The following is a 24,985-nucleotide window of genomic DNA, read 5'->3' on the forward strand; positions in this document are numbered from 1 at the left end:
GGAGCGGGCTTGCCCGCGATGCTTTCAGGGCCCGAAAATCAGATCGGGCAGGTCACGCCCGTACCGCCAATCCCGCAATACCCTTCAGGGTTTTTGGCCAGGTACTGCTGGTGATACGCCTCGGCGAAGTAGAACGTCGGGGCTTCTTCGATTTCGGTGGTGATGGTGCCTTTGCCAGCCTTCGTCAGTTCCACTTGGAAAACTTGCTCGCTGTGCTTGGCGGCTGCCAGTTGAGTCGGGTTGGTGGCGTAGATCACCGAGCGGTACTGGGTGCCGATGTCGTTGCCCTGGCGCATGCCCTGGGTCGGGTTGTGCAATTCCCAGAACATCTTCAGCAGTGCTTCATAGCTGACTTTTGCCGGTTCGTAGACCACCAGTACCACTTCGCTGTGGCCGGTAAGGCCCGAGCAGACTTCTTCATACGTCGGGTTCGGGGTAAAGCCGCCGGCGTAACCCACCGCCGTACTCACCACGCCTTCACGCTGCCAGAATTTGCGCTCTGCGCCCCAGAAGCAGCCCAGGCCGAAGATCGCGAAATCCACGTCGGTGACGAACGGGCCCAGCAGGGGGGCGTCGTGGACGAAGTGTTTTTCCGGCACGGTCATTGGGGTTTCGCGGCCAGGCAGAGCTTGTTCTTTAGTCGGGAGCACGTTTTTGTTCACCAGGATTTCCGAGCGCAGAACCATGATCAGTCCTCTCAGTCAGGTTGAGATGTAAATACACAGACTGCCAGTGTGCCTAATGCCGGTCAGTTACGCACTACCCCTGTGGGAGCGAGCTTGCTCGCGATGGCGGTGTATCAGTGACAAAAATGCTGACTGACACTCCGCTATCGCGAGCAAGCTCGCTCCCACAGGATTTATGTTTTGGCTGAAAAGTAATCGGACCAGTGTGGGGTCAGGCGATTGGGCCGCGCGGGTAGCGTTTGAGCTTTTCGATCAGCTCGGAACCCGGGATCGGTCGGTCGAACAGGTAGCCCTGGCCGACATCGCAGCGGTGGCGGCGCAGGAAGGCCAGCTGCTCGGCCGTCTCGATGCCTTCAGCCACAACCTTGAGTTTCAGGTTGTGGGCCATGGCGATCACCGCGGAGGTGATTTCCATGTCGTCCTGATTGTCGGGGATTTCGTGGATGAAGCTTCGATCGATCTTGATGATGTCGATCGGGAATTTTTTCAAGTAACTGAGCGACGAGTAACCGGTGCCGAAGTCGTCCATCGCCAGGGTCAGGCCCAGGCGCTTGAGCTGGTCGAGCTGCAAGTGGGTGTCTTCGGTGGCTTCCAGCAGCAGGCCTTCGGTTAGCTCCAGCTCCAGCAGGTTCGCCGGCAGCTCTTCTTCCTTGAGGATATTGGCGATGGACGCCACCAGGTCCGGGTCGGAGAACTGCTTGGGCGACAGGTTGATCGCTACTTGCAGATTGCCGAGGCCGGCGGCGGTCAGGTCTTTGCTCATGCGGCAGGCCTGGCGGGCGATCCATTTGCCGATCGGAATGATCAGCCCGGTTTCTTCGGCGACGCTGATGAACTGGTCCGGTCGGATCATGCCTTTTTCCGGATGGTTCCAGCGCAGCAGCGCTTCCATCCCCAGCAAGCGACCGCTGCGCAGGCACAGCTTGGGCTGGTAGAACACGTCCAGCTCGTTCTGGGTCAGGGCGCGGCGCAGGTTGTTTTCGACGAACAGTTTGTAGCTGGCCTCGGCGTTCAGCGCTTCGGTGAAGACTTGAACCTGGTGCTTTCCGTTGGCCTTGGCCTTGTGCAGCGCCAGGCCGGCGTTGCGCATCAGCGTCTGTGGGTCACGACCGTGGAGTGGCGCGCAGGCCAGGCCCACGGAGCCGGTGACGCTGATCAACTGGTTATCGACGAACATCGGTTTGTCGAGGGTCGCCAGCAATTGGTTGGCGACCTGCTGGCCAGTCGAGAGGTCAGTGTCGTCCAGCAGCACCGCGAATTCGTTACTGGCGAAGCGCGCCAGACTGCCGCTAGGGCTCAGGCTGTTGCGCAAGCGTCGCGCCAGGCTGATCAGCAGTTTGTCGCCGGTCTGGTGGCCGAGGCTGTCGTTGATACGTTTGAAGTTGTCGATGTCCACCAGCAACAGGCTGATCGGCGTGTCGCTGTCTCGGGCGAAGCGTTCATCGAGGTTGCGGATGAACGCCGGGCGGTTGCCGAGGTTGGTCAGATTGTCGGTGTAAGCCAGGCGCTCGATGCGCTGCTGGGCGAGCTTGGTCTGGGTGATGTCTTCGTAGATGCCGATGTAGTGCGTCAGCTCACGGTTGTCGCCGTAGACCTTGGAAATCGACAACTGGCCCCAGTAGGGTTCGAGGTTTTTACGCCGGCTCTTGAACTCGCCCTGCCAGCTGTTGCTCTTGGCCAGCGCCGACGGCGCGTCGAACAACAGTTCGCTGAGGTTTTCCAGCGCCGGCAGTTCCGACAGCCGCTGGCCGTGGACTTCCTCGGTGGTGTACTGGGTGATCGCAGTGAAGCTTGGATTGACGTATTCCACCACGCCATCGCAATTGACCAGCAGAAAGGCGTTGGCGCTTTGCTCCACCGCACGCTGGAACAAGTGCAGCGCGCTGGTGGCGGTGCGGCGGTTGTGGTTGTTGATGACTTGGGCGAATTGATCCGCCAGTTCGCCGGCAAAGGCGATTTCGTCCGACTGCCAGGCGCGGGTCACACCGGTCTGCTCCAGGCAGAGTACACCGACCACTTGGCCATCGATGCGGATGCTGGCGTCGAGCATGGCATTGACGTCGCGCGGGCGCAGGCTCTCGGCTATTTCCCGGGTGCGCGGGTCGCGCATGGCGTTGTGGGCATCGATAGCGCGCCCGGCGTGCAAGGCGTCCAGGTAATCGGGAAAAACACTGACGTCGATCGGTTCCGGCAGTCGGTGACCCCGGGTGACGCGGTGATAGGCGGAGATCGGCGTCAGTAGCGAGCCGTCGAGGTTCCACAGGCTGGCGCAGTCGACTTCATAGATGTCGCAGGCACTGCGAGTGATCAGCTCGGCGGCTTCTTGCAGGGAATTGTTGGTGCTGTAGCGCTGGCGGGTCAGCAGCAGAATCAGGTCTTGCTGGGCGCGCACCCGGTCCAGGTGCTGCAGTTGTTCCTGTTGGGCGCGCTGATTGAGTTCCAGGGCGATTTGCAGGCGTGAGTTCTGGGTTTCCAGGTCCAGCGCCGGCAGCAGCGGTTCGCCGTCGAACAGACCGTCCACCACCATCAGGTAGCCGCGCAGCAGGTGTCGATTGTGTTGTTTGTAAGCTTCGCCCAGTTCCAGCAGGCTCAGGACGCCTGCGGCAGTGTGCAAGGTATAGCGGATCAGGTAATGCGGGCTATCGGTAAGTTGCTGCTGGATCGTGTCGTGCAGTTGATAGCGCGCCTCGGGCTCCATCAGGCTGGCGTAAGGCGAGCCGACCAGGGCACAGAGCTCCACCGCCGGCAGGCCAAACTGTCGTTCGCAATTGGGGTCGAGAAACAGCAGCGCCCAGCTCGGTTCATTCAGCCGTTCGAAACGCAGCATGCCGAGCCGCGAGGGCACAGGCAATTGCGTCACTACCTCGGCCACCATACGGCTGGCGGCATCGGGTTGGCTCTTCATATGGAGGGAAACTCGCTTCGAAAATGCTGATCGCGCCGGGCTCTCGCCCTCTTTTCTGTTGCCTGCGGCAAGGTTGCATCATTGCAACACCGACTGACAAGAGACATGAAGGCCAAGTGCTATAAGAATATGTCGGCAGGGGCGAAGATTTCTCCAGCGAGGGGCCAGAAGTAATGTATTTGGCCGAAAAGATCGCAGCTTCGGTAGCTCCTGCAAGGCTGCGATCTGTTCCGGAATCAACGCAATTTTATGGCTGTCGACTGCAGTTGCTTGCCATCCCGATCGTGATAACTGACGCGAACCTGTTCGGCATCGACAACCAGATGCGCGAAGTTATCCTGGCTGATCACCGCACTGGTCAGCTCATGCCGATAATCTCCCGCGGCCGTTCGGGCCAACGCCTGGTCGAGGATGAAGGTGGATGCTTTGGGATACGGCAGCAGTTTGCTGTTGCACAGCGGTGAAGACACGAGGGTATGAACTTCGAAATGCGGGTCCTCGCTGTGGGTCAGGCGACTGGTCAGCGAGCCGTGGACGTCGCCGGAAATGAAGAAGACGTTCTTGATGCCGTGCGTACGAATCGTCTCCAGCAGCCGTAGTCGTTGTTCCGGGAAGGCTTTCCAGGCGTCATCGCCGTTAAGTTTGCGGTCGGGGTAGAACATGACGCTGGTGACCACGAATTTGACCCGGGCCGGGCTGTTGATCAACCATTTGAGTAGCGCTTGTTCCTGCTCTTCATCAAGGATACGCCGGTCGTTGGCCGACAGATTGCGTCGGGTTCGGCTGTCGGTGATAAACCATTCGATATCGCCATCGGAGAATTGATACCAATACTGTTCCAGTTTTTTGCTTACTTGCCCGTTGGCAAGCAACTTATAAGCAGGGCTGTGACTGGCTTGATATAACTCATACGCCGCCATGGCGTTTTTGTATAAGTAGGCATCGGCCTTGCTCTCATTGGCAGGCCAGTTGTCTTCGATTTCATGGTCGTCGAGGATCATGTAAGTCGGTACGCCGGACATTAACTTAGAAATATGAGGCTGAGAGAAAGCCGTGCGGTATTTGTTGAGGATGTCCTTGTATTCCCGGTCGGGGGCCACGAGGTTCAGGTCATCGACGTAGATTTGGTCGCCCGTCATCAGCATGGCGCTGATCGGCGGCTCGGCGCGTTCCGCCAGGCTTGTGATCGAGGCAAAGATCCGGTCGCCCAAATGCGGGGCCCAGGCAATGCCGGCGGTCATTCGCAGGTAACGGCATGAGCCTACGATATAGGCCCGTGGCGTGGTGTTTTTGCTGGACTGCGTGCGAAAGCGGTAGATGTCCCGCGGCCATTGCAGCGGCAGTTCCTGAACCGACTCGACGGTATGCACCGGGTTCATGGGGCTGAACCAGCCAGCCTGATATTCATAGTCGGAATCGGTGGCAAGATCGTTGAGTGCAATCACATCAGACATGTCGCGCACGTTTGTCAGTTTTGCAAATACGCCTTTGGACCAGTATTCCTCACCGGCGCGTCGATAACGGATACCTGCAAATGCCAGTGCGTTGTTCTGTGAATTACCCCGCAAGAAAATACGGGTGTGATTAGTTGTAGTGTGGCCAATAATCGGGCCGACAGTCGGTTTGAACATGTTCGAATCCATTCGAAGTAATGCTAACTAAGCAGGTTAAGTTACTGAAGTTTCCTTTAGAGAATCTCCAAACTAAGCCTAGTTATTGGTTCGCAAAAAATATCGGGCGGAAGTGGACTCGAGTTGTAGGCGACGTAAGCCATGAGTGTAGGAATAAGGTGCAGAGGAGGGCTTTCTTCAGGGCAAAAAAAGCCCCGCCAAATTGGCGGGGTTGAGGTACGAGCGTGGCGCTCGGAAAACATGGAACGCGACTGGCCCTCAGGTGTTGGAGGGCCGGCCGGTGTTACAGCAGGATGGTGCGGATGTCCGCCAGCAGGTCGCTCAGACGCTTGGTGAAGCGTGCAGCAGCGGCGCCGTTGATCACACGGTGATCGTAGGACAGCGACAGCGGCAGCATCAGTTTCGGCTGGAAGGCTTTGCCATCCCAGACTGGCTGAATGGTTGCCTTGGAAACACCGAGGATCGCCACTTCCGGCGCGTTGACGATCGGCGTGAAGCCGGTGCCGCCAATGTGGCCGAGGCTGGAAATGGTGAAGCAGGCGCCTTGCATGTCGTCAGCGGTGAGCTTTTTGTCGCGGGCTTTGGCAGCCAGCGCAGCGGCTTCGGCTGCCAGTTGCAACAGGCTCTTCTGGTCGACGTTCTTGATGACCGGTACCAGCAGGCCTTCAGGGGTGTCGACCGCGAAGCCGATGTTCACGTACTTCTTGCGGATAATCGCCTTGCCGCTTGGCGCCAGCGAACTGTTGAAGTCCGGCAGTTCCTTGAGCAGGTGCGCGCAGGATTTGAGCAGCAGCGGCAGGATGGTCAGCTTGACGCCAGCCTTCTCTGCAACGGCTTTCTGAGCATTACGGAACGCTTCCAGATCGGTGATATCAGCCGAATCGAACTGAGTCACGTGAGGAATATTCAGCCAGCTGCGGTGCAGGCTCGACGCACCGATTTGCATCAGGCGAGTCATCGGCACTTCTTCGGTTTCACCGAAGCGGCTGAAGTCCACGACCGGAATCGGCGGGATACCGGCGCCGCCGGTTGCGCCAGCCGCAGCGGCCGGTGCTTCCTTGGCTTTCTGCATCATGGCCTTGACGTAAACCTGCACGTCTTCTTTCAGCACACGACCGTGCGGGCCGCTTGGGCTGACCGCGCTCAGCTCGACGCCGAACTCACGGGCCAGTTGGCGCACCGCCGGGCCTGCGTGAACCTTGGCGCCTGGCTTGGCCGGTGCAGCAGCAGGTGCGGCAGGTGCCGGAGCAGCAGGCGCTGCGGCGGCTGGAGCAGGCGCGCTAGGTGCAGCAGCGGCTGGAGCTGGAGCCGCGGCAGGTGCCGCGCCTTTGACTTTCAGTTTCAGGATCAGGTCGCCGGTACCGACTTCGTCATCCAGCTTGACGGAAATGCTTTCCACCACGCCAGCGGCAGGCGATGGAATTTCCATGCTCGCCTTGTCGGATTCCAGGGTGATCAGCGACTGGTCGGCGACGACGGTGTCGCCGGCCTTGACCAGGACTTCGATGATCTTGGCCTTGCCGGCCGAACCGATGTCCGGAACGTGGATGTCCTGAACGCTGTCAGCAACCGGAGCAGCCGGGGCAGCAGCAGGCGCTGGAGCAGCGGCGACAGGTGCAGCAGCCTGGGCCGGAGCGGCAGCAACAGGCGCAGCAGCACCTGCCACTTCCAGGTCCAGAATCAGGTCGCCGGTGCCGACTTCGTCGTTGAGCTTGACGCTGATGGCCTTGACCACGCCAGCGGCAGGCGATGGAATTTCCATGCTCGCCTTGTCGGATTCCAGGGTGATCAGCGACTGATCAGCCGCGACGGTGTCGCCGACCTTGACCTGGATCTCGATGATCTGGGCCTTGCCCGACGAACCGATGTCCGGCACGTGCACTTGCTGAACCGAAGCGGCAGCAGGGGCAGCGGCAGGCGCGGCAGCAGGTGCCGCAGCCGGTTTGGCTTCAGCCTTGGCAGCCGGCGCAGCCGCAGGGGCCGCAGCAGCGGCACCTTCGACTTCCAGTTCCAGCAGTTCGTCGCCTTCTTTCAGGCGATCGCCCAGCTTCACTTTCAGGCTCTTGATGATACCGGCCTTCGGCGCAGGCACTTCCATGCTCGCCTTGTCCGACTCAAGGGTCAGGATGCTCTGGTCGGCTTCGATGCGGTCGCCGACCTTCACAAACAGTTCAATTACTTCACCTTCACCGCTGCCGATGTCAGGTACGCGAATGAGTTCGCTCACAGAGTGTCTCCTCAGCAGTCCAGTGGGTTGCGTTTTTCCGGGTTGATACCGAACTTGGCGATGGCTTCAGACACCACCTTAGGTTCGATATCGCCACGGTCAGCCAAAGCTTCCAGGGCTGCCAACACCACGAAATGACGATCGACTTCGAAGAAGTGACGCAGCTTCTTGCGGCTGTCACTGCGGCCGAAACCATCGGTGCCCAGGACTTTGAATTCCTTGGACGGGACCCACTGACGAATTTGCTCAGCGAACAGCTTCATGTAGTCGGTAGACGCGATGACCGGACCTTTACGGCCGTTCAGGCACTCTTCGACGTAGCTCAGTTTAGGCTTCTGGCCCGGGTGCAGACGGTTGCTGCGCTCGACGGCCAGGCCATCGCGACGCAGTTCGTTGAAGCTGGTAACGCTCCACACGTCAGCGCCGACGTTGAACTCTTCACGCAGGATCTTCGCCGCTTCACGGACTTCACGCAGGATGGTGCCGGAGCCCATCAGCTGAACGTGGTGCGCCGCTTCGCGGGTGTCTTCCTCGAGCAGGTACATGCCTTTCTTGATGCCTTCTTCGGCACCGGCCGGCATGGCTGGCTGCTGGTAGGACTCGTTCATCACGGTGATGTAGTAGAAGACGTCCTGTTGCTCTTCGGTCATCTTCTTCATGCCGTCCTGAATGATCACCGCCAGCTCGTAGCCGTAGGTTGGATCATAGGTGCGGCAGTTCGGGATGGTGGCAGCCAGGATGTGGCTGTGACCGTCTTCGTGTTGCAGGCCTTCGCCGTTCAGCGTGGTTCTGCCTGCGGTACCGCCGATCAGGAAGCCACGGGTGCGGCTGTCGCCAGCGGCCCAGGCCAGGTCGCCGATACGCTGGAAGCCGAACATCGAGTAGAAGATGTAGAACGGCAGCATTGGCTGGTTGTGGCTGGAGTACGAAGTACCGGCAGCGATGAAGGAGCTCATGGCGCCCGCTTCGTTGATGCCTTCTTCGAGGATCTGGCCCTTCTTGTCTTCTTTGTAGAACATCACCTGGTCTTTATCGACTGGCTCGTAGAGCTGGCCGACGGAGGAGTAGATGCCCAACTGACGGAACATGCCTTCCATACCGAAGGTACGGGCTTCGTCCGGGATGATCGGCACGATGCGCGGGCCGATTTCCTTGTCCTTGACCAGCTGCGCGAGGATCCGCACGAAGGCCATGGTGGTGGAGATTTCACGGTCGCCCGAGCCGTCCAGGATTGCCTTGAGGGTATCCAGCGGTGGCGTCGGAATGTCGAAGCTTTTGGCACGGCGCTGTGGCACGAAACCGCCCAGTGCAGTGCGGCGCTCGCTCAAGTAACGGGCTTCAGCGCTGTTTGGTTCCGGCTTGAAGAACGGCAGGTTTTCCAGTTCTTCGTCTTTGACCGGAATGTCGAAGCGATCACGGAACAACTTCAGGCTGTCGACGTCGACTTTCTTGGTGTTGTGCGCAGTGTTTTTCGCTTCGCCGGCACCGGTGCCATAACCTTTGATGGTCTTGGCCAGGATGACGGTCGGTTGTTCTTTGTGGTTGACCGCTTCGTGGTACGCCGCGTAGACCTTGTACGGGTCGTGGCCGCCACGGTTGAGTTTCCAGATCTCGTCGTCGGACAAGTCTGCAACCATCGCCTTGAGTTCTGGCGAGTTGAAGAAGTGTTCACGCACGAACGCGCCGTCTTTGGCTTTGTAGTTCTGGTACTCGCCGTCGATGACTTCGTCCATGCGACGTTGCAGGATACCGTCGACGTCTTTGGCCAGCAGTGGGTCCCAGAAACGGCCCCAGATGACTTTGGTCACGTTCCACTGAGCACCGCGGAACACGCCTTCGAGTTCCTGGATGATCTTGCCGTTGCCGCGAACCGGGCCATCAAGGCGCTGCAGGTTGCAGTTAATAACGAAGATCAGGTTGTCGAGCTTCTCGCGGCCAGCCAGCGAGATGGCGCCCAGGGATTCTGGTTCGTCGCACTCGCCGTCGCCCAGGAAACACCAGACTTTTTGCTTGCCTTCCGGGATGAAGCCACGGGCTTCCAGGTACTTCATGAAACGTGCCTGGTAGATCGCCTGGATCGGGCCCAGACCCATGGATACAGTCGGGAACTGCCAGAAATCAGGCATCAGCCATGGGTGCGGGTAGGACGACAGGCCCTGACCGTCCACTTCCTGGCGGAAGTTGTTCATCTGGTCTTCGGTGATGCGGCCTTCCATGAATGCGCGGGCGTAAACGCCTGGCGAGGTGTGGCCCTGGAAGTAGATCAGGTCGCCGCCGTGCTCGTCGGTCGGGGCCTGGAAGAAGTAGTTGAAGCCGATGTCATACAGGGTCGCACTGGAAGCGAAGCTGGAGATGTGACCGCCGAGGTCAGAATCTTTCAGGTTCGTACGCATTACCATGGCCATCGCGTTCCAGCGTACCAACGAGCGAATGCGGCGTTCCATGAACAGGTCGCCAGGCATGCGTGCTTCGTGGGTAACGGGGATCGTGTTGCGGTAAGGCGTGGTGATGGCGTAAGGGAGCTGCGAGCCGCTACGGGTCGCGAGTTCGCCCATACGGGTCATCAGATAGTGAGCACGGTCTTCGCCTTCTTTGTCGAGAACCGATTCCAGGGCGTCCAGCCATTCCTGGGTTTCGACGGGATCGAGGTCTTGCATGGCTTGCTCCAGGGCGGAAAGGCTTCCAGAATCGGTTGCCTGAGTTTGCGACTGGCCTTGTGGGCAGACGATATAAATTCTTGGATTGCCGAGAGGTATGTTCCGGCGGCGTGTAGTTTTACTACAAATCATCGGGCATTTCAGCCTTTCGAATGTATAGACGAGTAGTAAAACTACAGAAGATCGGCTTGTGGCCTCCGGCTGCGTTGTGAGAATAATCGTTAAGGTTGGTCTTTTGCCAACCAAAAAAGGTGAAGGCTTGATGATCGCTGCCAAAAATAAACAAATTTCAGCTATTTCTAACCTTTGTTCGACAGTCAGTCAGGTAGCGCATTATCCAAAATCACTACATGCAGCCCTTCGCACGCCGATCAAGGATAGACCATGAGCCTCCCTTCGCTTGCCGAACTGCCCAACGTACTGTTGCCATTTGTCACCCGTGCCGAGCAGTCGTTTCGTACTGCCGTCTCGGTTTTTCCCGATGATCATGGCCTGTCCGCCTGGACGCCTGAGCGCTGGGCGCAATTTTCCCGTGTCACTGCTGCCAGCGACTTTGTGATTGAACAGAGTCTGCGTGACCCTTTGATGTTGCTTGCGCTGGTGCAGTCCGGCGAACTGGACCGCGCGTTTGCGCCGGGCGAGTTGTGCGCGCAGATTGCGACGGCAGTGAGCGCCGCCGAAACCGAGGACCAGCTTGGGCGTGCCCTGCGCCGCCAGCGCGCCCGTCAGCAAGTGCGGATCATCTGGCGCGACCTGACCCGCCAGGCCGATCTGATCCAGACCTGTCGCGACCTCTCGGACATGGCCGATGCCAGCATCGATCAGGCCTATCAGTGGTTGTATCAGCGCCATTGCCAGCAGTTCGGCACGCCCACCGGGCGACGTAGCGGCGAGCCGCAGCAGATGGTCATCCTCGGCATGGGCAAGCTCGGCGCCGTGGAGCTGAATCTGTCGTCGGACATCGACCTGATTTTCGCCTACCCCGAGGGTGGCGAAACTGTCGGTGTGAAGCGATCGCTGGATAACCAGGAATTTTTCATTCGCCTCGGTCAGCGTCTTATAAAGGCCCTGGATCCGATGACCGTTGACGGTTTCGTGTTTCGCGTCGACATGCGTTTGCGCCCGTATGGTTCGTCCGGCGCGTTGGTGCTGAGCTTCAATGCACTGGAACAGTATTATCAGGATCAGGGTCGCGACTGGGAACGCTACGCGATGATCAAGTCGCGCGTGGTGGCCGGCGATCAAGTGGCGGGCGCGCAACTGCAAGAGATGCTGCGGCCGTTCGTTTACCGGCGTTACCTGGACTTCTCGGCCATCGAAGCGCTGCGCACCATGAAGCAGCTGATCCAGCAGGAAGTCCGGCGCAAGGGCATGGCCGACAACATCAAGCTGGGTTCCGGCGGCATTCGTGAAGTCGAATTTATCGCTCAGGCCTTTCAGTTGATTCACGGTGGCCGCGACCTGAGCCTGCAGCAGCGTCCTCTATTAAAAGTACTGAGCACCCTCGAAGGTCAGGGTTACCTGCCGGCGGCGGTGGTCAGCGAATTGCGCGAAGCCTACGAATTTCTGCGTTACACCGAACACGCAATCCAGGCGATTGCCGACCGCCAGACCCAGATGCTCCCGGATGGCGAACAGGACCAGGCGCGCATTGCCTTTATGCTCGGCTTTGCCAATTGGACGGCATTCCATGAGCAGCTGATGTACTGGCGTGGCCGGGTCGCCTGGCACTTTGCTCAGGTGATCGCTGATCCCGATGAAGAGGACGGCGCCGAGAGCGAAGTGGTGGTCGGCGGCGAATGGCTGCCGCTGTGGGAAGAGGCGCAGGACGAGGAGGCCGCGTGCCGTCAGCTGGAAGAGGGTGGTTTCGCCGACGCCTCCAAGGCGCTGAAAGCCTTGGCCAGTCTGCGCGGCAGTCCACAATTGCGCGCCATGCAGCGCCTGGGGCGTGAACGCCTCGATGCTTTTATTCCTCGCTTGCTGGCTCAGGCTGTGGAGCATGCCAATCCCGATCTGGTGTTGGAGCGGGTGCTGCCGCTGGTGGAAGCCGTGGCACGTCGTTCCGCTTATCTCGTTTTATTGACCGAGAACCCCGGGGCTCTGCGCCGCTTGCTGACGCTGTGCGCCGCGAGCCCGTGGATTGCCGAACAGATCACGCGCTTCCCGTTGCTACTCGATGAATTGCTCAACGAAGGTCGGCTGTTCAAGCCACCGCTGGCGCCGGAACTGGCGGCCGAATTGCGCGAGCGTTTGACGCGGATTCCCGAAGACGACCTCGAACAACAAATGGAAGCTTTGCGGCATTTCAAACTGGCGCACCGCTTGCGCGTCGCCGCCTCGGAAATCGCCGGCAGCCTGCCCTTGATGAAGGTCAGTGATTACCTGACCTGGCTTGCCGAAGCGATCCTCGAACAAGTGCTGGCCCTGGCCTGGCGTCAGACTGTGGCCAAGTACGGCTCGCCGCTGCGCACCGACGGTACTTTGTGCGACCCTGGTTTCATCATTGTCGGTTACGGGAAAGTCGGTGGCCTGGAATTGGGGCACAGTTCGGACCTGGATCTGGTGTTCATCCACGACGGCGATCCGCAGGCCGAAACCGACGGGCCGAAGCCTATCGACGGCGCACAGTTTTTTACCCGGCTCGGGCAGCGCATCATTCATTTGCTGACGGCGCAGACCAACTCCGGCCAGTTGTATGAAGTGGACATGCGCCTGCGACCGTCCGGTGCGTCTGGTTTGCTGGTGAGTTCCCTGGGGGCGTTTGCCCGGTATCAGGAAAACGAAGCCTGGACCTGGGAACATCAGGCGTTGGTGCGGGCGCGGGTGCTGGTGGGCAGTCAGGATGTTGGCCAGGCGTTCGAGAAAGTTCGCGCGGCGGTATTGGCCAAGTCACGGGACCTGGCGACCTTGCGCCAGGAGGTCAGCGAGATGCGCGCCAAGATGCGCGATAATCTGGGCAGCAAGAGCACTGCGGCGGGCACGGCGGCAAATGCCTTCGAGGCCACGGCGCCGTTCGATCTCAAGCAGGACGCCGGAGGTATCGTCGATATTGAATTTATGGTGCAATACGCGGCTCTGGCGTGGTCGCAAGCGCATCCGTCATTGCTGCGCTATACCGACAATATCCGCATTCTGGAAGGGTTGGAGGAGGTCGGGCTGATACCCGCCGAAGACGCCAGCCTGTTGCGTGAAGCCTATAAGGCTTACCGCTCCGCCGCTCACCGGGAGGCCTTGCAGAAGGACGCCGGCGTGATACCGGGCGACCAGTTCGTGGATGAACGACGGCAGGTCATGCGAATCTGGCGCGAGCTGGGGTTAAGCTGAAACGGCAACGAGATTCAAATGTGGGAGCGAGCCTTTGTGGCGAGGGAGCTTGCTCCCGCTGGAGTGCGAAGCGCTCCCAAGTCAGCTTGTGCGGTCTGTCAGTGAGAATGCGGTGGCAAGTTTTGGGGCTGCTACGCAGCCCAGCGGGAGCAAGCTCCCTCGCCACAGAGGCTTATGCTGATTGACATGAATGTGTATTAACTTGATCCGACGAGCCCCAATCGGCTCGTCCAAATGACCTGACGGTTCACCCCGAAGGTGCTGGATTCTCGAGGCGGGGAGGCGTATGCCTCCCCGGCTCGTTTATGGAAACCACATGAAAATTCTGATCGTTGGGCCCAGTTGGGTCGGTGACATGGTGATGGCGCAGACACTGTTTCAGTGTCTCAAACAGCGCCACCCGCAGTGCGAAATCGACGTGCTGGCCCCCGAGTGGAGCCGGCCGATTCTCGAGCGCATGCCCGAAGTGCGCCAGGCCTTGAGCTTCCCGCTCGGCCACGGCGTGCTGGAGCTGGCGACGCGTCGGCGCATCGGTAAATCCCTGGCCGGTCAATATGACCAGGCCATCCTGCTGCCCAATTCTCTGAAGTCGGCACTGGTACCGTTTTTTGCCGGTATCCCGAAACGCACCGGCTGGCGTGGCGAATTCCGCTATGGCCTGCTCAATGATGTGCGCACGCTCGACAAAGAACGTTACCCGCTGATGATCGAGCGCTTCATGGCCCTGGCCTTTGAGCCCGGTGCCGAGTTGCCGAAACCGTATCCGCGGCCGAGCCTGCAAATCGACCCGGTGACCCGTGACGGCGCACTGGCCAAATTCGGTCTTGCCCTCGACCGCCCGGTGTTGGCGCTGTGCCCCGGCGCCGAATTCGGCGAGTCCAAGCGCTGGCCTTCCGAGCACTACGCCAAGGTCGCCGAAGCGAAAATCCGTGAAGGCTGGCAGGTATGGCTGTTCGGCTCGAAAAACGATCACGCGGTGGGCGAAGACATTCGCGCGCGGCTGATTCCCGGTCTGCGTGAAGAATCGGTGAACCTCAGTGGCGATACGTCCCTGGCCGAGGCCATCGATCTGCTGTCCTGCGCTGACGCGGTGGTCTCCAACGACTCCGGCCTGATGCACGTGGCCGCTGCGCTGAACCGCCCGTTGGTGGCGGTGTACGGCTCGACTTCGCCGGGTTTCACACCACCATTGGCCGAGCACGTCGAAATCGTGCGCCTGGGCATCGAATGCAGTCCGTGCTTCGATCGTACCTGCCGTTTCGGTCATTACAATTGCTTGCGCCAGCTCATGCCGAAAGCGGTGAACGAAGCCTTGCAGCGGTTGCTGGGCACTGTGGTCGAGGTCAAATAGTTTGCGGGTACTGTTGATCAAGACTTCTTCGCTGGGCGACGTGATTCACGCGTTGCCAGCGTTGACCGACGCGGCGCGGGCGATCCCCGGCATCACGTTCGACTGGGTGGTGGAAGAAGGCTTCGCCGAAATTCCGACCTGGCACCCGGCCGTGGGCAAGGTGATTCCGGTGGCGATCCGTCGCTGGCGCAAGAACATCTGGCAGACCATCAAGAGTGGCGAGTGGAAGCGCTTCAAGCAAAGCATTCGCGCGACCAAATATGACTTGGTGATCGATGCCCAAGGCCTGCTGAAAAGTGCCTTGCTGACCCGCTATGCCAAAGCTCCGGTGGCCGGGCTGGACAAGAACTCGGCCCGCGAACCGATCGCCGCGCATTTCTACTCCCGACGTCTGGCCGTGGCCCGTGGGCAGCACGCGGTAGAGCGAGTGCGTCAGCTGTTCGCGGTCGCATTGGGTTACGACCTGCCAAAAGGGTTGGGCGACTATGGCCTGAACGTCGAGAGACTGGTGGAGTTGCCGCGCAAGAATCCGTACGTGGTGTTTCTCCATGGCACCACTTGGGACACCAAGCACTGGCCCGAAGCCTATTGGCGCGAGTTGGCCGAGCGGGTGGGTTACCTCGGTGTGGCGGTGAAGCTGCCGTGGGGTAATCCGGTCGAAAAGGCCCGCGCCGAACGCATCGGCAAAGACATGAAGCACGTCGAAGTGCTGCCCAAGCTGAACCTGGCGGGCGTCGGCAAAGTCCTGGCCGGAGCGCAAGCCTGCGTGGCGGTGGACACCGGTCTCGGTCACCTCGCTGCGGCGCTGGACGTGCCGACTCTGTCGCTGTTTGGCCCGACCAACCCGGGCCTGACCGGCGCGTACGGCAAGTCGCAGATTCACATGGCCAGCGACTTTCCCTGCGCACCGTGCCTACAAAAGAAATGCACCTATCAACCGACAGCCGACGATGCCCGTCGGTTCGACCTGAAACGCGAGTGGCCCCTGTGCTTCACGCGTCTGAATCCCGAGCGTGTCGCGAGCCGACTGAGCACGTTGTTACTGGCTGAGGAGCTGCGCTGATGCAATTGGCATTTGTCCTGTACAAATATTTTCCGTTTGGTGGCTTGCAGCGCGATTTCATGCGCATCGCCCTCGAATGCCAGCAGCGCGGCCATCAGATTCGCGTCTATACGCTGATCTGGGAAGGCGATATTCCGCCGGGTTTCGAAGTGCTGGTGGCACCGGTCAAGGCGTTCTTCAATCATCGGCGCAACGAAAAGCTCACCGAATGGATGGAGGCCGATCTGGCCAAGCGTCCGGTGGATCGCCTGATCGGTTTCAACAAGATGCCGGGCCTGGACGTTTACTACGCCGCCGATGGCTGCTTTGAAGATAAGGCGCAGAACCTGCGCAACTCGCTGTACCGTCGTTGGGGCCGCTACCGGCACTTCGCCGAGTACGAGCGCGCGGTGTTCGCCAAGGATGCCAAGACCGAAGTGCTGATGATTTCCGAAGTGCAGCAGCCGCTGTTCATCAAGCATTACGACACGCCGCTTGCGCGCTTTCATTTACTGCCGCCGGGTATCTCTCAGGACCGTCGCGCACCGGCCAATGCCGCCGAGATCCGTGCCGATTTTCGTCGCGAGTTCAACCTGAAAGATGATGAACTGCTGCTGGTGCAGATCGGCTCCGGGTTCAAGACCAAAGGCGTGGACCGCAGTCTCAAGGCGCTGGCTGCCTTGCCCACCGAACTGAAAAAGCGCACCCGGCTGTTTGTAATTGGCCAGGATGACCCCAAAGTATTCCAGTTGCAGAGCGCCACATTGGGGCTCGGCGACAACGTGCAGTTCCTCAAGGGCCGCAGCGATATCCCGCGTTTCCTGCTCGGTGCCGATCTGTTGATCCACCCGGCGTACAACGAAAACACCGGGACGGTGCTGCTTGAAGCCGTGGTGGCTGGTTTGCCGGTGCTGGTGAGCGCGGTGTGCGGGTACGCTCATTACATCGCCGAGGCCGACGCGGGCCTGGTGCTGGACGAGCCCTTCGATCAGGCGCAACTGACGCAGTACCTGACCGGCATGTTGAACGACGCAAATGCACGGGCGGCCTGGAGCCGCAACGGTCTGGCTTTCGCCGCGACGGCCGACCTCTACAGCATGCCGCAGCACGCGGCCGATGTGATTCTGGCGGAGCACGCTTAATGAAGTTGATGCTGGCTGAACCGTTCAAAAGCCTCTGGGCCGGACGCGATCCGTTCGCCGAAGTCGAGGGCCTCAAGGGCGAGGTGTACCGCGAGCTTGAAGCGCGCCGGACACTGCGTACAGAAGTGGACGGTCACGGGTTCTTCGTGAAAATCCACCGTGGCATCGGCTGGGGTGAGATCTTCAAAAACTTGCTGACCGCCAAGTTGCCAGTGCTTGGCGCGGGCCAGGAGTGGAAGGCCATTCAGCGCCTGCAAGAAGTCGGTGTGCCGACCATGACCGCTGTGGCCTACGGCGAAAAGGGCAGCAACCCGGCGGACCAGCATTCGTTCATCGTCACTGAAGAGTTGGCGCCCACCGTCAGCCTCGAAGATTTCAGCATTGACTGGGTCAAGCAGCCGCCCGAGCCCAAACTCAAACGCGCCTTGATCGCCGAAGTCGCACGCATGACCGGCATGATGCACCGCGCCGGGGTCAACCACCGCGACTGCTATATCTGTCATTTTCTACTGCACACCGACAAACCGGTGACAGCCGACGACTTCAAGCTCTCGGTGATCGATCTGCACCGTGCTCAGACCCGTCCGACGATTACCCAGCGCTGGCGCAACAAGGACTTGGCGGCGCTGTATTTTTCGGCGCTCGACATCGGCCTGACTCGTCGCGACAAACTTCGCTTCCTCAAGGGTTACTTCCAGCAGCCCCTGCGCCAGATACTGGCTGAAGAAGCGGGACTGCTGGCATGGCTCGAAGGCAAGGCCAACAAGCTCTACGAGCGTAAGCAGCGATACGGGGACGCGCTCTGATGTCGGGTTGGACACTGGAACCTGCTTACAGCGATCTGGCAGAAGACTTCGGCAGTCTTGACGCGGTGTTCGCGCTCAAGGGCGAACGACTGACCCACGATCCACTGTCCGAGGTCATTCGCGTCCAGCGCAACGGCGTCAACTATTACGTCAAGCGCTACGTCGGCGCCGGCAAAGGCCTGCGCCGTTACCTGGGCAAGCCGCGGGTGAAGGCCGAGTGGCAGAACCTCAAGCGTTTCGCCAAATGGGGCATTCCTACCGCCGAAGTTGTGGCCTGGGGGCTGGAACGGCGCGGCGTGGCATATGACCGTGGGGCAATGATCACGCGCGAACTGCCTCATACCGAAGATTTGTCGGCCCTGGCTGACCGGCATGATCCGAAACTGGCGGACCGCGCCTGGGTCGACAACATCAGTCGACAGTTGGCGGGCTATACCCGGACCATGCACGACCACCGTTTTACCCATAACGATTTGAAGTGGCGCAACCTGCTGATCGATGATGAGGCGCGGCTGTTTCTGATCGACTGCCCCAACGGTGATTTCTGGCGCGGCTTCTGGCTCAAGTACCGGATCACCAAAGACCTGGCTTGCCTGGACAAAGTTGCCAAATATCACCTGTCGGCCACCCAGCGTCTGCGCTTCTACCTGCAATACCGCCAATGCACCCGGCTCAATGCCGTCGACAAGAAGCGGATTCGGCACGTGGTGAGATTTTTTGAGGGACGGGAATGACTGATTTTCTGGCTGCTGAAGATCGTGCGCTGCTTGAGCGTCATGGCCTCGGCACCTTCGACGCGCTCTGGGCCAAACAGCTCGAAGCCGTGGACAAACCCAACACTGGTCGGGGTGGCTGGAGCAGTGTGTTTCGGCTGGAACTGGAAGGTCATAGCTATTACCTCAAACGCCAGAGCAACTACCTGACACGCACATTGCATTCGCCCTTTGGCGAGCCGAGTTTTGCCCGTGAGTTTCGCAACATCAGTCGTTATCAGAAACTGGGTATACCGGCGCTGCAGGCGGCGTTTTTCGGTGAGCGCAAAGTCGACGGCGAAGTCCGGGCGATTCTGCTGACCCGCGCGCTGGACGGTTGGGATGATCTGGATTCGCTGTTGCAGCGCTGGTCCGACCTTGGCGCGGCGCAGCATTCGGCGATTCTGAAAGCCTGTGGGCAACTGGCGCGACGCCTGCACGAAGTGCATCAACTCCACGGTTGCTTCTATCCCAAGCACATTTTTCTCCAGGCCACCGGTGATGGTTATCAGGCTCGGTTGATTGATCTGGAAAAAACTCGCCCGCTGTTCTTTGGTCAACGTGATCGGGTCAAGGACCTGGACCCATTGCTGCGTCGGGCGCCGGAATGGAGCGAAAGTCAGCTGCGAGAGCTGTTGGCAGTTTATCTGGATCAGCCATTGAGCAGTTCGCTGGTGGACAGTTGGGTATCGCGCCTGAGTGCGCGGCGCAGTCACAAGGAGGCGCGTTGATGCGTTTGTCCGAACTGAAAAACGCTGGCCGCAGCCCAAGCCTGCCGTTGAACATTCCACTGGCCGATGCCGCGGGGCCGGCAGAGTTGCAATTGCTGAGCCTGCTGCGGGTATTACCAGGGCAACGTTATGTGGGCGCCGGGGTCTGGCGCGGTCGGCCGGTATTGGCCAAGTTGCTGGTCGGCGGTAAAGCGGCGCGGCACTTCAAGCGTGAGCTGGACGGCGTGCGTTTGCTCGCCGCTCAGGGGCTGACCACGCCGTTGCTATTGGCTGATGGCCTGAAGGACGGCGAGGGCGGCTGGTTATTGTTCGATTTCCTTGAAGGCGCCGAGAGCCTGGGAGACGCCTGGAAACAGGTTGAACATTTGCCGGTACTGGCGGATGAACAGTCAGCAGTGCTGGCCGAAGCCTTGGGCGCGATAGGTCATCTGCATAGCAAGGGACTGTGGCAGGAAGACCTGCACCTGGACAACCTGCTGCGCCATGGCGGTCAATTATATTTGATCGATGGCGCCGGGATCTGTGCCGATACGGCTGGCAAGCCACTGTCACAGGACAAAGTTCTGGAAAACCTCGGGGTGTTTTTTGCCCAGTTGCCCAAATCGCTGGAACCCTTCACCGAAGAATTGCTGGTGTATTACCTGCTGGAGAACGGCGAGCATGCCTTGCCCATGGAAGCGTTGCAGAAGCAGATCGACAAGGTCCGCCGCTGGCGTTTGAAGGACTTCCTGATCAAGGTCGGCCGTGAATGTACGTTGTTCAGCGTCCAGCGCGGAGCGTTCGGCTTGCGGGCGATTCGCCGTGAGGAAGAGGCTGCGATGTTGCCGGTGCTGGAGCAGGCCGATGCCTTGCTCGATCAGGGTCATCTGTACAAGACCGGCGGCGCGGCAAGCGTCGGCAAGGTCGACGTGGCCGGGCGCACATTGCTGGTCAAGCGCTACAACATCAAGGGCTTTGCCCACTGGCTCAAACGTTTCTGGCGCCCGAGCCGCGCCTGGCACTCATGGCGTGAAGGCAATCGCCTGGCGTTCCTGGGTATCGCCACGCCCAAGCCATTGGCGTTACTGGAGAAACGTTTTCTCTGGCTGCGCAGCCGGGCGTACCTGGTGACCGAGTATTTGCCGGGGCCGGATATCATCGAGCGGTTTGCGCCGTACGTGGAAAGCGGCGAAGCGCCGCAAGCCGAGTTGCAGGCTTTGGATCACCTGTTCGCCGAGCTGATTCGCGAGCGGATCAGCCATGGCGATTTCAAGGGGCATAACCTGTTCTGGCAGCAGGATCGCTGGGCGCTGATTGATCTGGATTCGATGTGTCAGCACGGTTCGCTCAGTAGCTTTGCCCCGGCGTACGCGCGGGATCGGGCTCGGTTTATGCGCAATTGGCCCGAGAGCAGTGCGCTGCATCAGGTGATTGATCAGCGTTTGCCCAAGGATATCTCTGGCGCTGCCTGAATCCCATCGCGAGCAGGCTCGCTCCCACAGGTTCAGTGGTGTGCATAAGTTTTGTGTGCGGCGCGATCACTGTGGGAGCGGGCTTGCCCGCGATGGCGCCAGACCGGTCTTGCGAGATCTAGAAGATAGGTTCTATCAGGATCTACTGGCGCCCCGGTCGCGGATGAGCGAAGGCGAACGCGTGGGCTCGACCCCATCTTCACAGCGCTGATAAGGGCAGGCTCATTCCCGGCATGTTTACGCTATAATCCCGCCCTTTAGCTGTCTCTCGCCCCTTGCGAGGGCACATTAATTTTTGAGGCGCGTTGCGCCTGCATGCAGACTAAAGAGGCTAGACCCCTGTGGCATTGACGATTCTTGGCCTGTCCGGCGCCCTTAGCCATGATCCTTCCGCAGCCCTGTATATCGACGGCAAGCTGGTCGCGGCGGCCGAGGAAGAGCGCTTCGTGCGCGATAAACATGCAAAGAACCGCATGCCTTACGAGTCGGCGAAGTTCTGCCTCGAGCAGGCGGGCATCAAGCCGTCCGACGTTGACGTGGTTGCGATTCCGTTCGCGCCGATCAGCCTGTTCGGCAAGGCTCGCTGGCACTACGCCAAGCGTTACTGGTACGCCCCGGACCGTGCGCTCGATGCGATCCTGATGGGCAACCGTCGCTACAAGCGCTATCGCAACAAGATTGTCTGGTGCCTCGAGCAACTGGGCTTCGATCCGAAGAAAATCAAGATCGAGCCGGTCGAGCACCATTTGGCCCACGCCTCCAGTGCCTACCACTGTTCCGGTTTCAAAGAAAAAACCGCGATCCTCGGGATCGACGGCAAGGGCGAGTACGCCACGACCTTCTTCGGTTACGGCGAAAACGGCAAGATCCACAAGATCAAGGAATTCTTCGATCCGGATTCCCTCGGCGGCTTGTATGGCGCGATCACCGAGTTCCTCGGTTTCGAGATGCTCGACGGTGAGTTCAAGGTCATGGGCATGGCGCCGTACGGCGATGCCAGCAAATACGATTTTTCGCGTCTGGCCTCGTTCGAGAACGGCGAGCTGGTGATCAACACCGACTACGCCAACGTCATCGGCCTGCGTCGTTATAAAGAGAAGGGCAAAGGTTTCTACTTTTCGCCGAAGCTGATCGAGTGGCTGGGTCCGAAACGCGAAGGCGATATCGCCGACGAGCCGTACATCCACTACGCCGCGAGCATGCAAGCGCTGTTCGAGAAACTGGCGTTGCAGATGATCGATCATTACCTGGGCGATGTGCTCAAGGAAACCGGCAAACTGGCCTTCGCCGGTGGCTGTGCGTTGAACGTCAAGCTTAACCAGAAAATCATTGCCCGCGACGACATCAAGGAACTGTTCGTTCAGCCTGCGTCCGGCGATGCCGGTACCGCGGTCGGCGCTGCGGCTTACGTGTCCCACGCCCGTGGCGTACCGGTCGAGAAGATGGAACACGTCTACCTCGGCCCGTCCTACAGCAACGAAGACGTGATCGCGGCCTGCGCCCGTCACCCGAGCGCGCCTGCATGGCGCAAGCTCGACAACATGCCGGAAAAAATCGCCAAAATCATGGTCGACGGCAACCCGGTGGCCTGGTTCCAGGGCCGCATGGAGTTCGGTCCGCGCGCCCTGGGCGGTCGTTCGATCATCGGTTGCCCGAGCGCGACCGGCGTGGCTGACCGCATCAACCACCAGATCAAGTTCCGCGAGCGCTGGAGGCCTTTCTGCCCGTCGATGCTCGACACCGTTGCACCGCAGATGATCAAGATCGATCACCCGGCGCCGTTCATGACCTTCACCTTCGAAGTGGCTGAAGAGTGGAAGACCCGCGTGCCGGAAGTCGTCCACGAAGACGGCACATCCCGGGCGCAGGTGTTGAAGCGTGAATACAACCCGCGCTACTACGACATGATGAAGGCGCTGGAAGTGCTGACCGGTAACGGCGTGTCGCTGAACACCTCGCTCAACCGTCGTGGTGAGCCGATGATCTGCTCGCCGACCGACGCCTTGAACATGTTCTTCGGTTCCGACCTGCAGTACCTGATCATGGAAGACATTCTGGTGGTCAAAGAAGGTGCGGACGGGTATGCGGTTGACTGACGTGCTGATCAGTGTCGTTATTCCTGCTTATAACTACGCCAAAACCCTGCCGCGTGCGGTGAAATCGGTGCTGGCGCAGTTGGGTGATGCCCAGGCTGAGTTGCTGGTGATCGATGACGGTTCCACTGATGCGACGCCGCACGTTCTGGAGCAGCTCCTGGCTGAACATGCAGGATGCTTTAGAGCTCTGCGTAAACCCAATGGCGGTTTGTCTTCGGTGCGTAATCGCGGGATCGTGGAGGCTCGGGGGCAATACCTGATCTTCCTCGATGCCGATGATGAGATGGCGCCTGGTGCGCTGGCCGCGTTGACCCGGCATATCTCCAGCAACCCTGACAGCCGTTTGATCATTGGCGGTCACTGGTCGGTGTTCGACGACGGTCGTCGCGTCCAGCACACCGTAAAACCCTTGCCAGCCACCCCGCGCCAGCGTGTGCGTGGCTACTTGCTGGACAAGACGGTATCGCTGTCTAACGGCGCCTGTGCGATGCATCGCGAAGTGTTTGCGCCGGGCAACTATCCTGAGCACTTGCGCAACGTTGAGGATATTCCGGTGTTTGCTCAGGTACTGGCGCGTTTCCCGTGCAGCGTGCTCGATCAGCCCCTGGCGTTGATCTACAAGCATGGCGATAGCATGCGGCATGACCTCAAGCAAAGCCTGGCGGCGGGCGTGGGGATGGTTGACGAGGTATTTTCCTCGGAACGCATGCCTGAAGAACTGCAGGACCTGCGTCAGGCTTTCCTGGCTCAGCGTTGCCTGTCGTTGTTCCGCGATTGCTACAGTGCCGGCGATTATGTCAACGCCAAGGCTTTTTACGCCCGCGCCGTGCGCGCCGATCTGCGCTCGCTCGCGCGCTGGTCCTATACCCGCAAGGCCATCCGGTTATTGTTCAAGTGAACACGCCGCCGTCTGACGCAAGTGTGTTCCAGGCGCCGGGATGCTGGGCACAAAAAGCGCGTGAGCTGGACCGTTATCGCTGGAAGCTGCTGCGCGAGCGTCATGGTCGCTGCGGTAGTCTTTTGCGTCTGGTTCGTGATGTGCTGGTGGACGTGGTGGTCGGGATACGCGCCAAGGCGTGTTTGAGTGATTCGGTTGTCGCTGCGCCTTGTGAGGTGCTGTTGTTGCATTCGGCACCAAAGTCCATGGTGTTGCAGCGCAAGAATATTCTGATCGAGGGCCTGCGCAAGCGCGGGCAGCACGTGACAGAGGCAGCGTTACGTTCTCCCTCGGACGCCTGCGCCCAGCGCATGCTGCTGGCGCCGCCGCAGTCCGTACCGTTGCGTTATCTGGTGTACGCCGCCCATGCCCAGTGGTTGGTGATGACCTATTCGCCAAAGGTGCTGATCAATGAACGCAACGGTAGTCTTCATGCGCCGTTCCTGCGCTTGGCATTGGCAGCGCGTGGTGCTCGACTGCTGCAGCTGGCTCATGCCACGACGCTGGAGTCTTCGCGGCGACTGGGGATGAACGATTACGACTACTACGGCGTCTTTGGCCATAGTTCGCTGGTTGCCTTGCAAGAAAGAACATTGCGGTTCGGTGAGTCGACGGTGGTGCTGATCGGTTCTTACCTCGCCGATGAAACCTATAACCTGCCAGTTGCCGATCCTGCGCTTCAGACGTTGTTAATTCTGGGCGTTGGCCCTGATCGGGAAAAAGAATCGGGCTACCAGCGCACCTATCAGTTACTGCGCGACTGGGCCGAGCAGCATCCGCACTATCGCGTGCTGTTCAAGCGTCATCCGCGCAGCAAGGCGCAATTCTGGAGCGATGCCGCTGCGCAGTTGGCCAGCGTCGCCTTGCTGGATAGCAAGTGTTCATTGGCGCACGCTTTGGCGCAGGCCAGCGTTGTGGTCAATATCATGTCCAATGCAGGTATCGAGGCAGGGCTGGCGGGTCGGCCGGTGATCCATGTGAATGCGGGCAGCGATGTGGATATCTTCTCTCACTCGCTGTTTTTTGGGCCTCAAGTGCGCGATGAACATGAGTTTTCCCGCCAGTTGCAAGCGCTTGAGCAGGATTATCCGGGGCATGTGGCCCAAGCCCGGCGTTTTGCCGATTACCACCTGGTATACGGTTCTCAGGGTTTGGCAAAGACCATTCAGCTGGTTGATGACTTGCTGCGAGGCGCAGACCCGGCGCGAGACTTCGAGACCTTCAGGCTGTCTGCCGCCGGCTGATGC

General features: G+C 59.8%; 16 protein-coding genes. 11 read left to right on the top strand and 5 right to left on the bottom strand.

Going from position 1 to position 24,985, the window contains the following annotated elements:
* Window positions 1–38: 38 nt before the first annotated feature.
* The 5 genes from msrA to aceE all read right to left on the bottom strand — a co-directional run bounded on the left by msrA (window position 39) and on the right by aceE (window position 10,106).
* Window positions 39–686, bottom strand: coding sequence for a peptide-methionine (S)-S-oxide reductase MsrA (gene msrA / locus AB3226_RS17055; RefSeq protein ID WP_367373904.1), 648 nt, complete (start codon window positions 684–686; stop codon window positions 39–41).
* A 211-nt stretch (window positions 687–897) separates the two neighbouring features.
* Window positions 898–3,591, bottom strand: a complete 2,694-nt coding sequence (locus AB3226_RS17060) for a putative bifunctional diguanylate cyclase/phosphodiesterase (protein ID WP_367373905.1) — start codon at window positions 3,589–3,591, stop codon at window positions 898–900.
* 236 nt (window positions 3,592–3,827) lie between these two features.
* A complete protein-coding gene (locus AB3226_RS17065; protein ID WP_367373906.1) occupies window positions 3,828–5,222 on the bottom strand; it encodes an alkaline phosphatase D family protein in 1,395 nt (464 codons plus the stop codon).
* 283 nt (window positions 5,223–5,505) lie between these two features.
* Window positions 5,506–7,449: a dihydrolipoyllysine-residue acetyltransferase gene (aceF, locus tag AB3226_RS17070; RefSeq protein ID WP_367373907.1), complete on the bottom strand. Its 1,944-nt coding sequence runs from the start codon at window positions 7,447–7,449 to the stop codon at window positions 5,506–5,508.
* A gap of 11 nt (window positions 7,450–7,460) precedes the next feature.
* Complete coding sequence (gene aceE / locus AB3226_RS17075) at window positions 7,461–10,106, bottom strand: pyruvate dehydrogenase (acetyl-transferring), homodimeric type (protein WP_367373908.1); 2,646 nt, start codon at window positions 10,104–10,106, stop codon at window positions 7,461–7,463.
* A gap of 384 nt (window positions 10,107–10,490) precedes the next feature.
* Between aceE and glnE the strand changes: the two genes are divergently transcribed.
* From glnE to AB3226_RS17130, 11 genes are all read left to right on the top strand, one after another.
* A complete protein-coding gene (gene glnE, locus AB3226_RS17080) occupies window positions 10,491–13,430 on the top strand; it encodes a bifunctional [glutamate--ammonia ligase]-adenylyl-L-tyrosine phosphorylase/[glutamate--ammonia-ligase] adenylyltransferase (RefSeq protein ID WP_367373909.1) in 2,940 nt (979 codons plus the stop codon).
* A 316-nt stretch (window positions 13,431–13,746) separates the two neighbouring features.
* Window positions 13,747–14,781: a lipopolysaccharide heptosyltransferase II gene (waaF, locus tag AB3226_RS17085; protein WP_008074620.1), complete on the top strand. Its 1,035-nt coding sequence runs from the start codon at window positions 13,747–13,749 to the stop codon at window positions 14,779–14,781.
* Window position 14,782: 1 nt separating this feature from the next.
* Window positions 14,783–15,844: a lipopolysaccharide heptosyltransferase I gene (gene waaC, locus AB3226_RS17090; RefSeq protein ID WP_367373910.1), complete on the top strand. Its 1,062-nt coding sequence runs from the start codon at window positions 14,783–14,785 to the stop codon at window positions 15,842–15,844.
* Window positions 15,844–16,965: a glycosyltransferase family 4 protein gene (locus AB3226_RS17095; RefSeq protein ID WP_367373911.1), complete on the top strand. Its 1,122-nt coding sequence runs from the start codon at window positions 15,844–15,846 to the stop codon at window positions 16,963–16,965. The genes waaC and AB3226_RS17095 overlap by 1 nt, the downstream gene beginning before the upstream one ends.
* Window positions 16,965–17,771, top strand: a complete 807-nt coding sequence (gene rfaP, locus AB3226_RS17100) for a lipopolysaccharide core heptose(I) kinase RfaP (RefSeq protein ID WP_123358730.1) — start codon at window positions 16,965–16,967, stop codon at window positions 17,769–17,771. The genes AB3226_RS17095 and rfaP overlap by 1 nt, the downstream gene beginning before the upstream one ends.
* Window positions 17,771–18,505, top strand: a complete 735-nt coding sequence (locus tag AB3226_RS17105) for a lipopolysaccharide kinase InaA family protein (protein ID WP_367373912.1) — start codon at window positions 17,771–17,773, stop codon at window positions 18,503–18,505. The genes rfaP and AB3226_RS17105 overlap by 1 nt, the downstream gene beginning before the upstream one ends.
* The gene (locus tag AB3226_RS17110) at window positions 18,502–19,254 is read left to right on the top strand and encodes a lipopolysaccharide kinase InaA family protein (protein WP_367373913.1); all 753 of its coding nucleotides are present in this window, start codon (window positions 18,502–18,504) and stop codon (window positions 19,252–19,254) included. The genes AB3226_RS17105 and AB3226_RS17110 overlap by 4 nt, the downstream gene beginning before the upstream one ends.
* Window positions 19,254–20,705 (top strand): lipopolysaccharide kinase InaA family protein, encoded by a 1,452-nt coding sequence (locus tag AB3226_RS17115; RefSeq protein WP_367373914.1) that lies wholly within the window; start codon window positions 19,254–19,256, stop codon window positions 20,703–20,705. The genes AB3226_RS17110 and AB3226_RS17115 overlap by 1 nt, the downstream gene beginning before the upstream one ends.
* Before the next feature lie 341 nt (window positions 20,706–21,046).
* Window positions 21,047–22,801, top strand: a complete 1,755-nt coding sequence (locus AB3226_RS17120) for a carbamoyltransferase (RefSeq protein WP_030130449.1) — start codon at window positions 21,047–21,049, stop codon at window positions 22,799–22,801.
* Window positions 22,788–23,699 (top strand): glycosyltransferase family 2 protein, encoded by a 912-nt coding sequence (locus AB3226_RS17125; protein ID WP_367373915.1) that lies wholly within the window; start codon window positions 22,788–22,790, stop codon window positions 23,697–23,699. Before AB3226_RS17120 ends, AB3226_RS17125 begins: the two co-directional genes overlap by 14 nt.
* Window positions 23,696–24,982, top strand: a complete 1,287-nt coding sequence (locus AB3226_RS17130; protein ID WP_367373916.1) for a capsule biosynthesis protein — start codon at window positions 23,696–23,698, stop codon at window positions 24,980–24,982. The genes AB3226_RS17125 and AB3226_RS17130 overlap by 4 nt, the downstream gene beginning before the upstream one ends.
* Window positions 24,983–24,985: the final 3 nt, after the last annotated feature.

Source organism: Pseudomonas lini (assembly GCF_964063345.1).
In the GTDB taxonomy this organism is placed as follows: Bacteria; Pseudomonadota; Gammaproteobacteria; order Pseudomonadales; family Pseudomonadaceae; genus Aquipseudomonas; species Aquipseudomonas lini_B.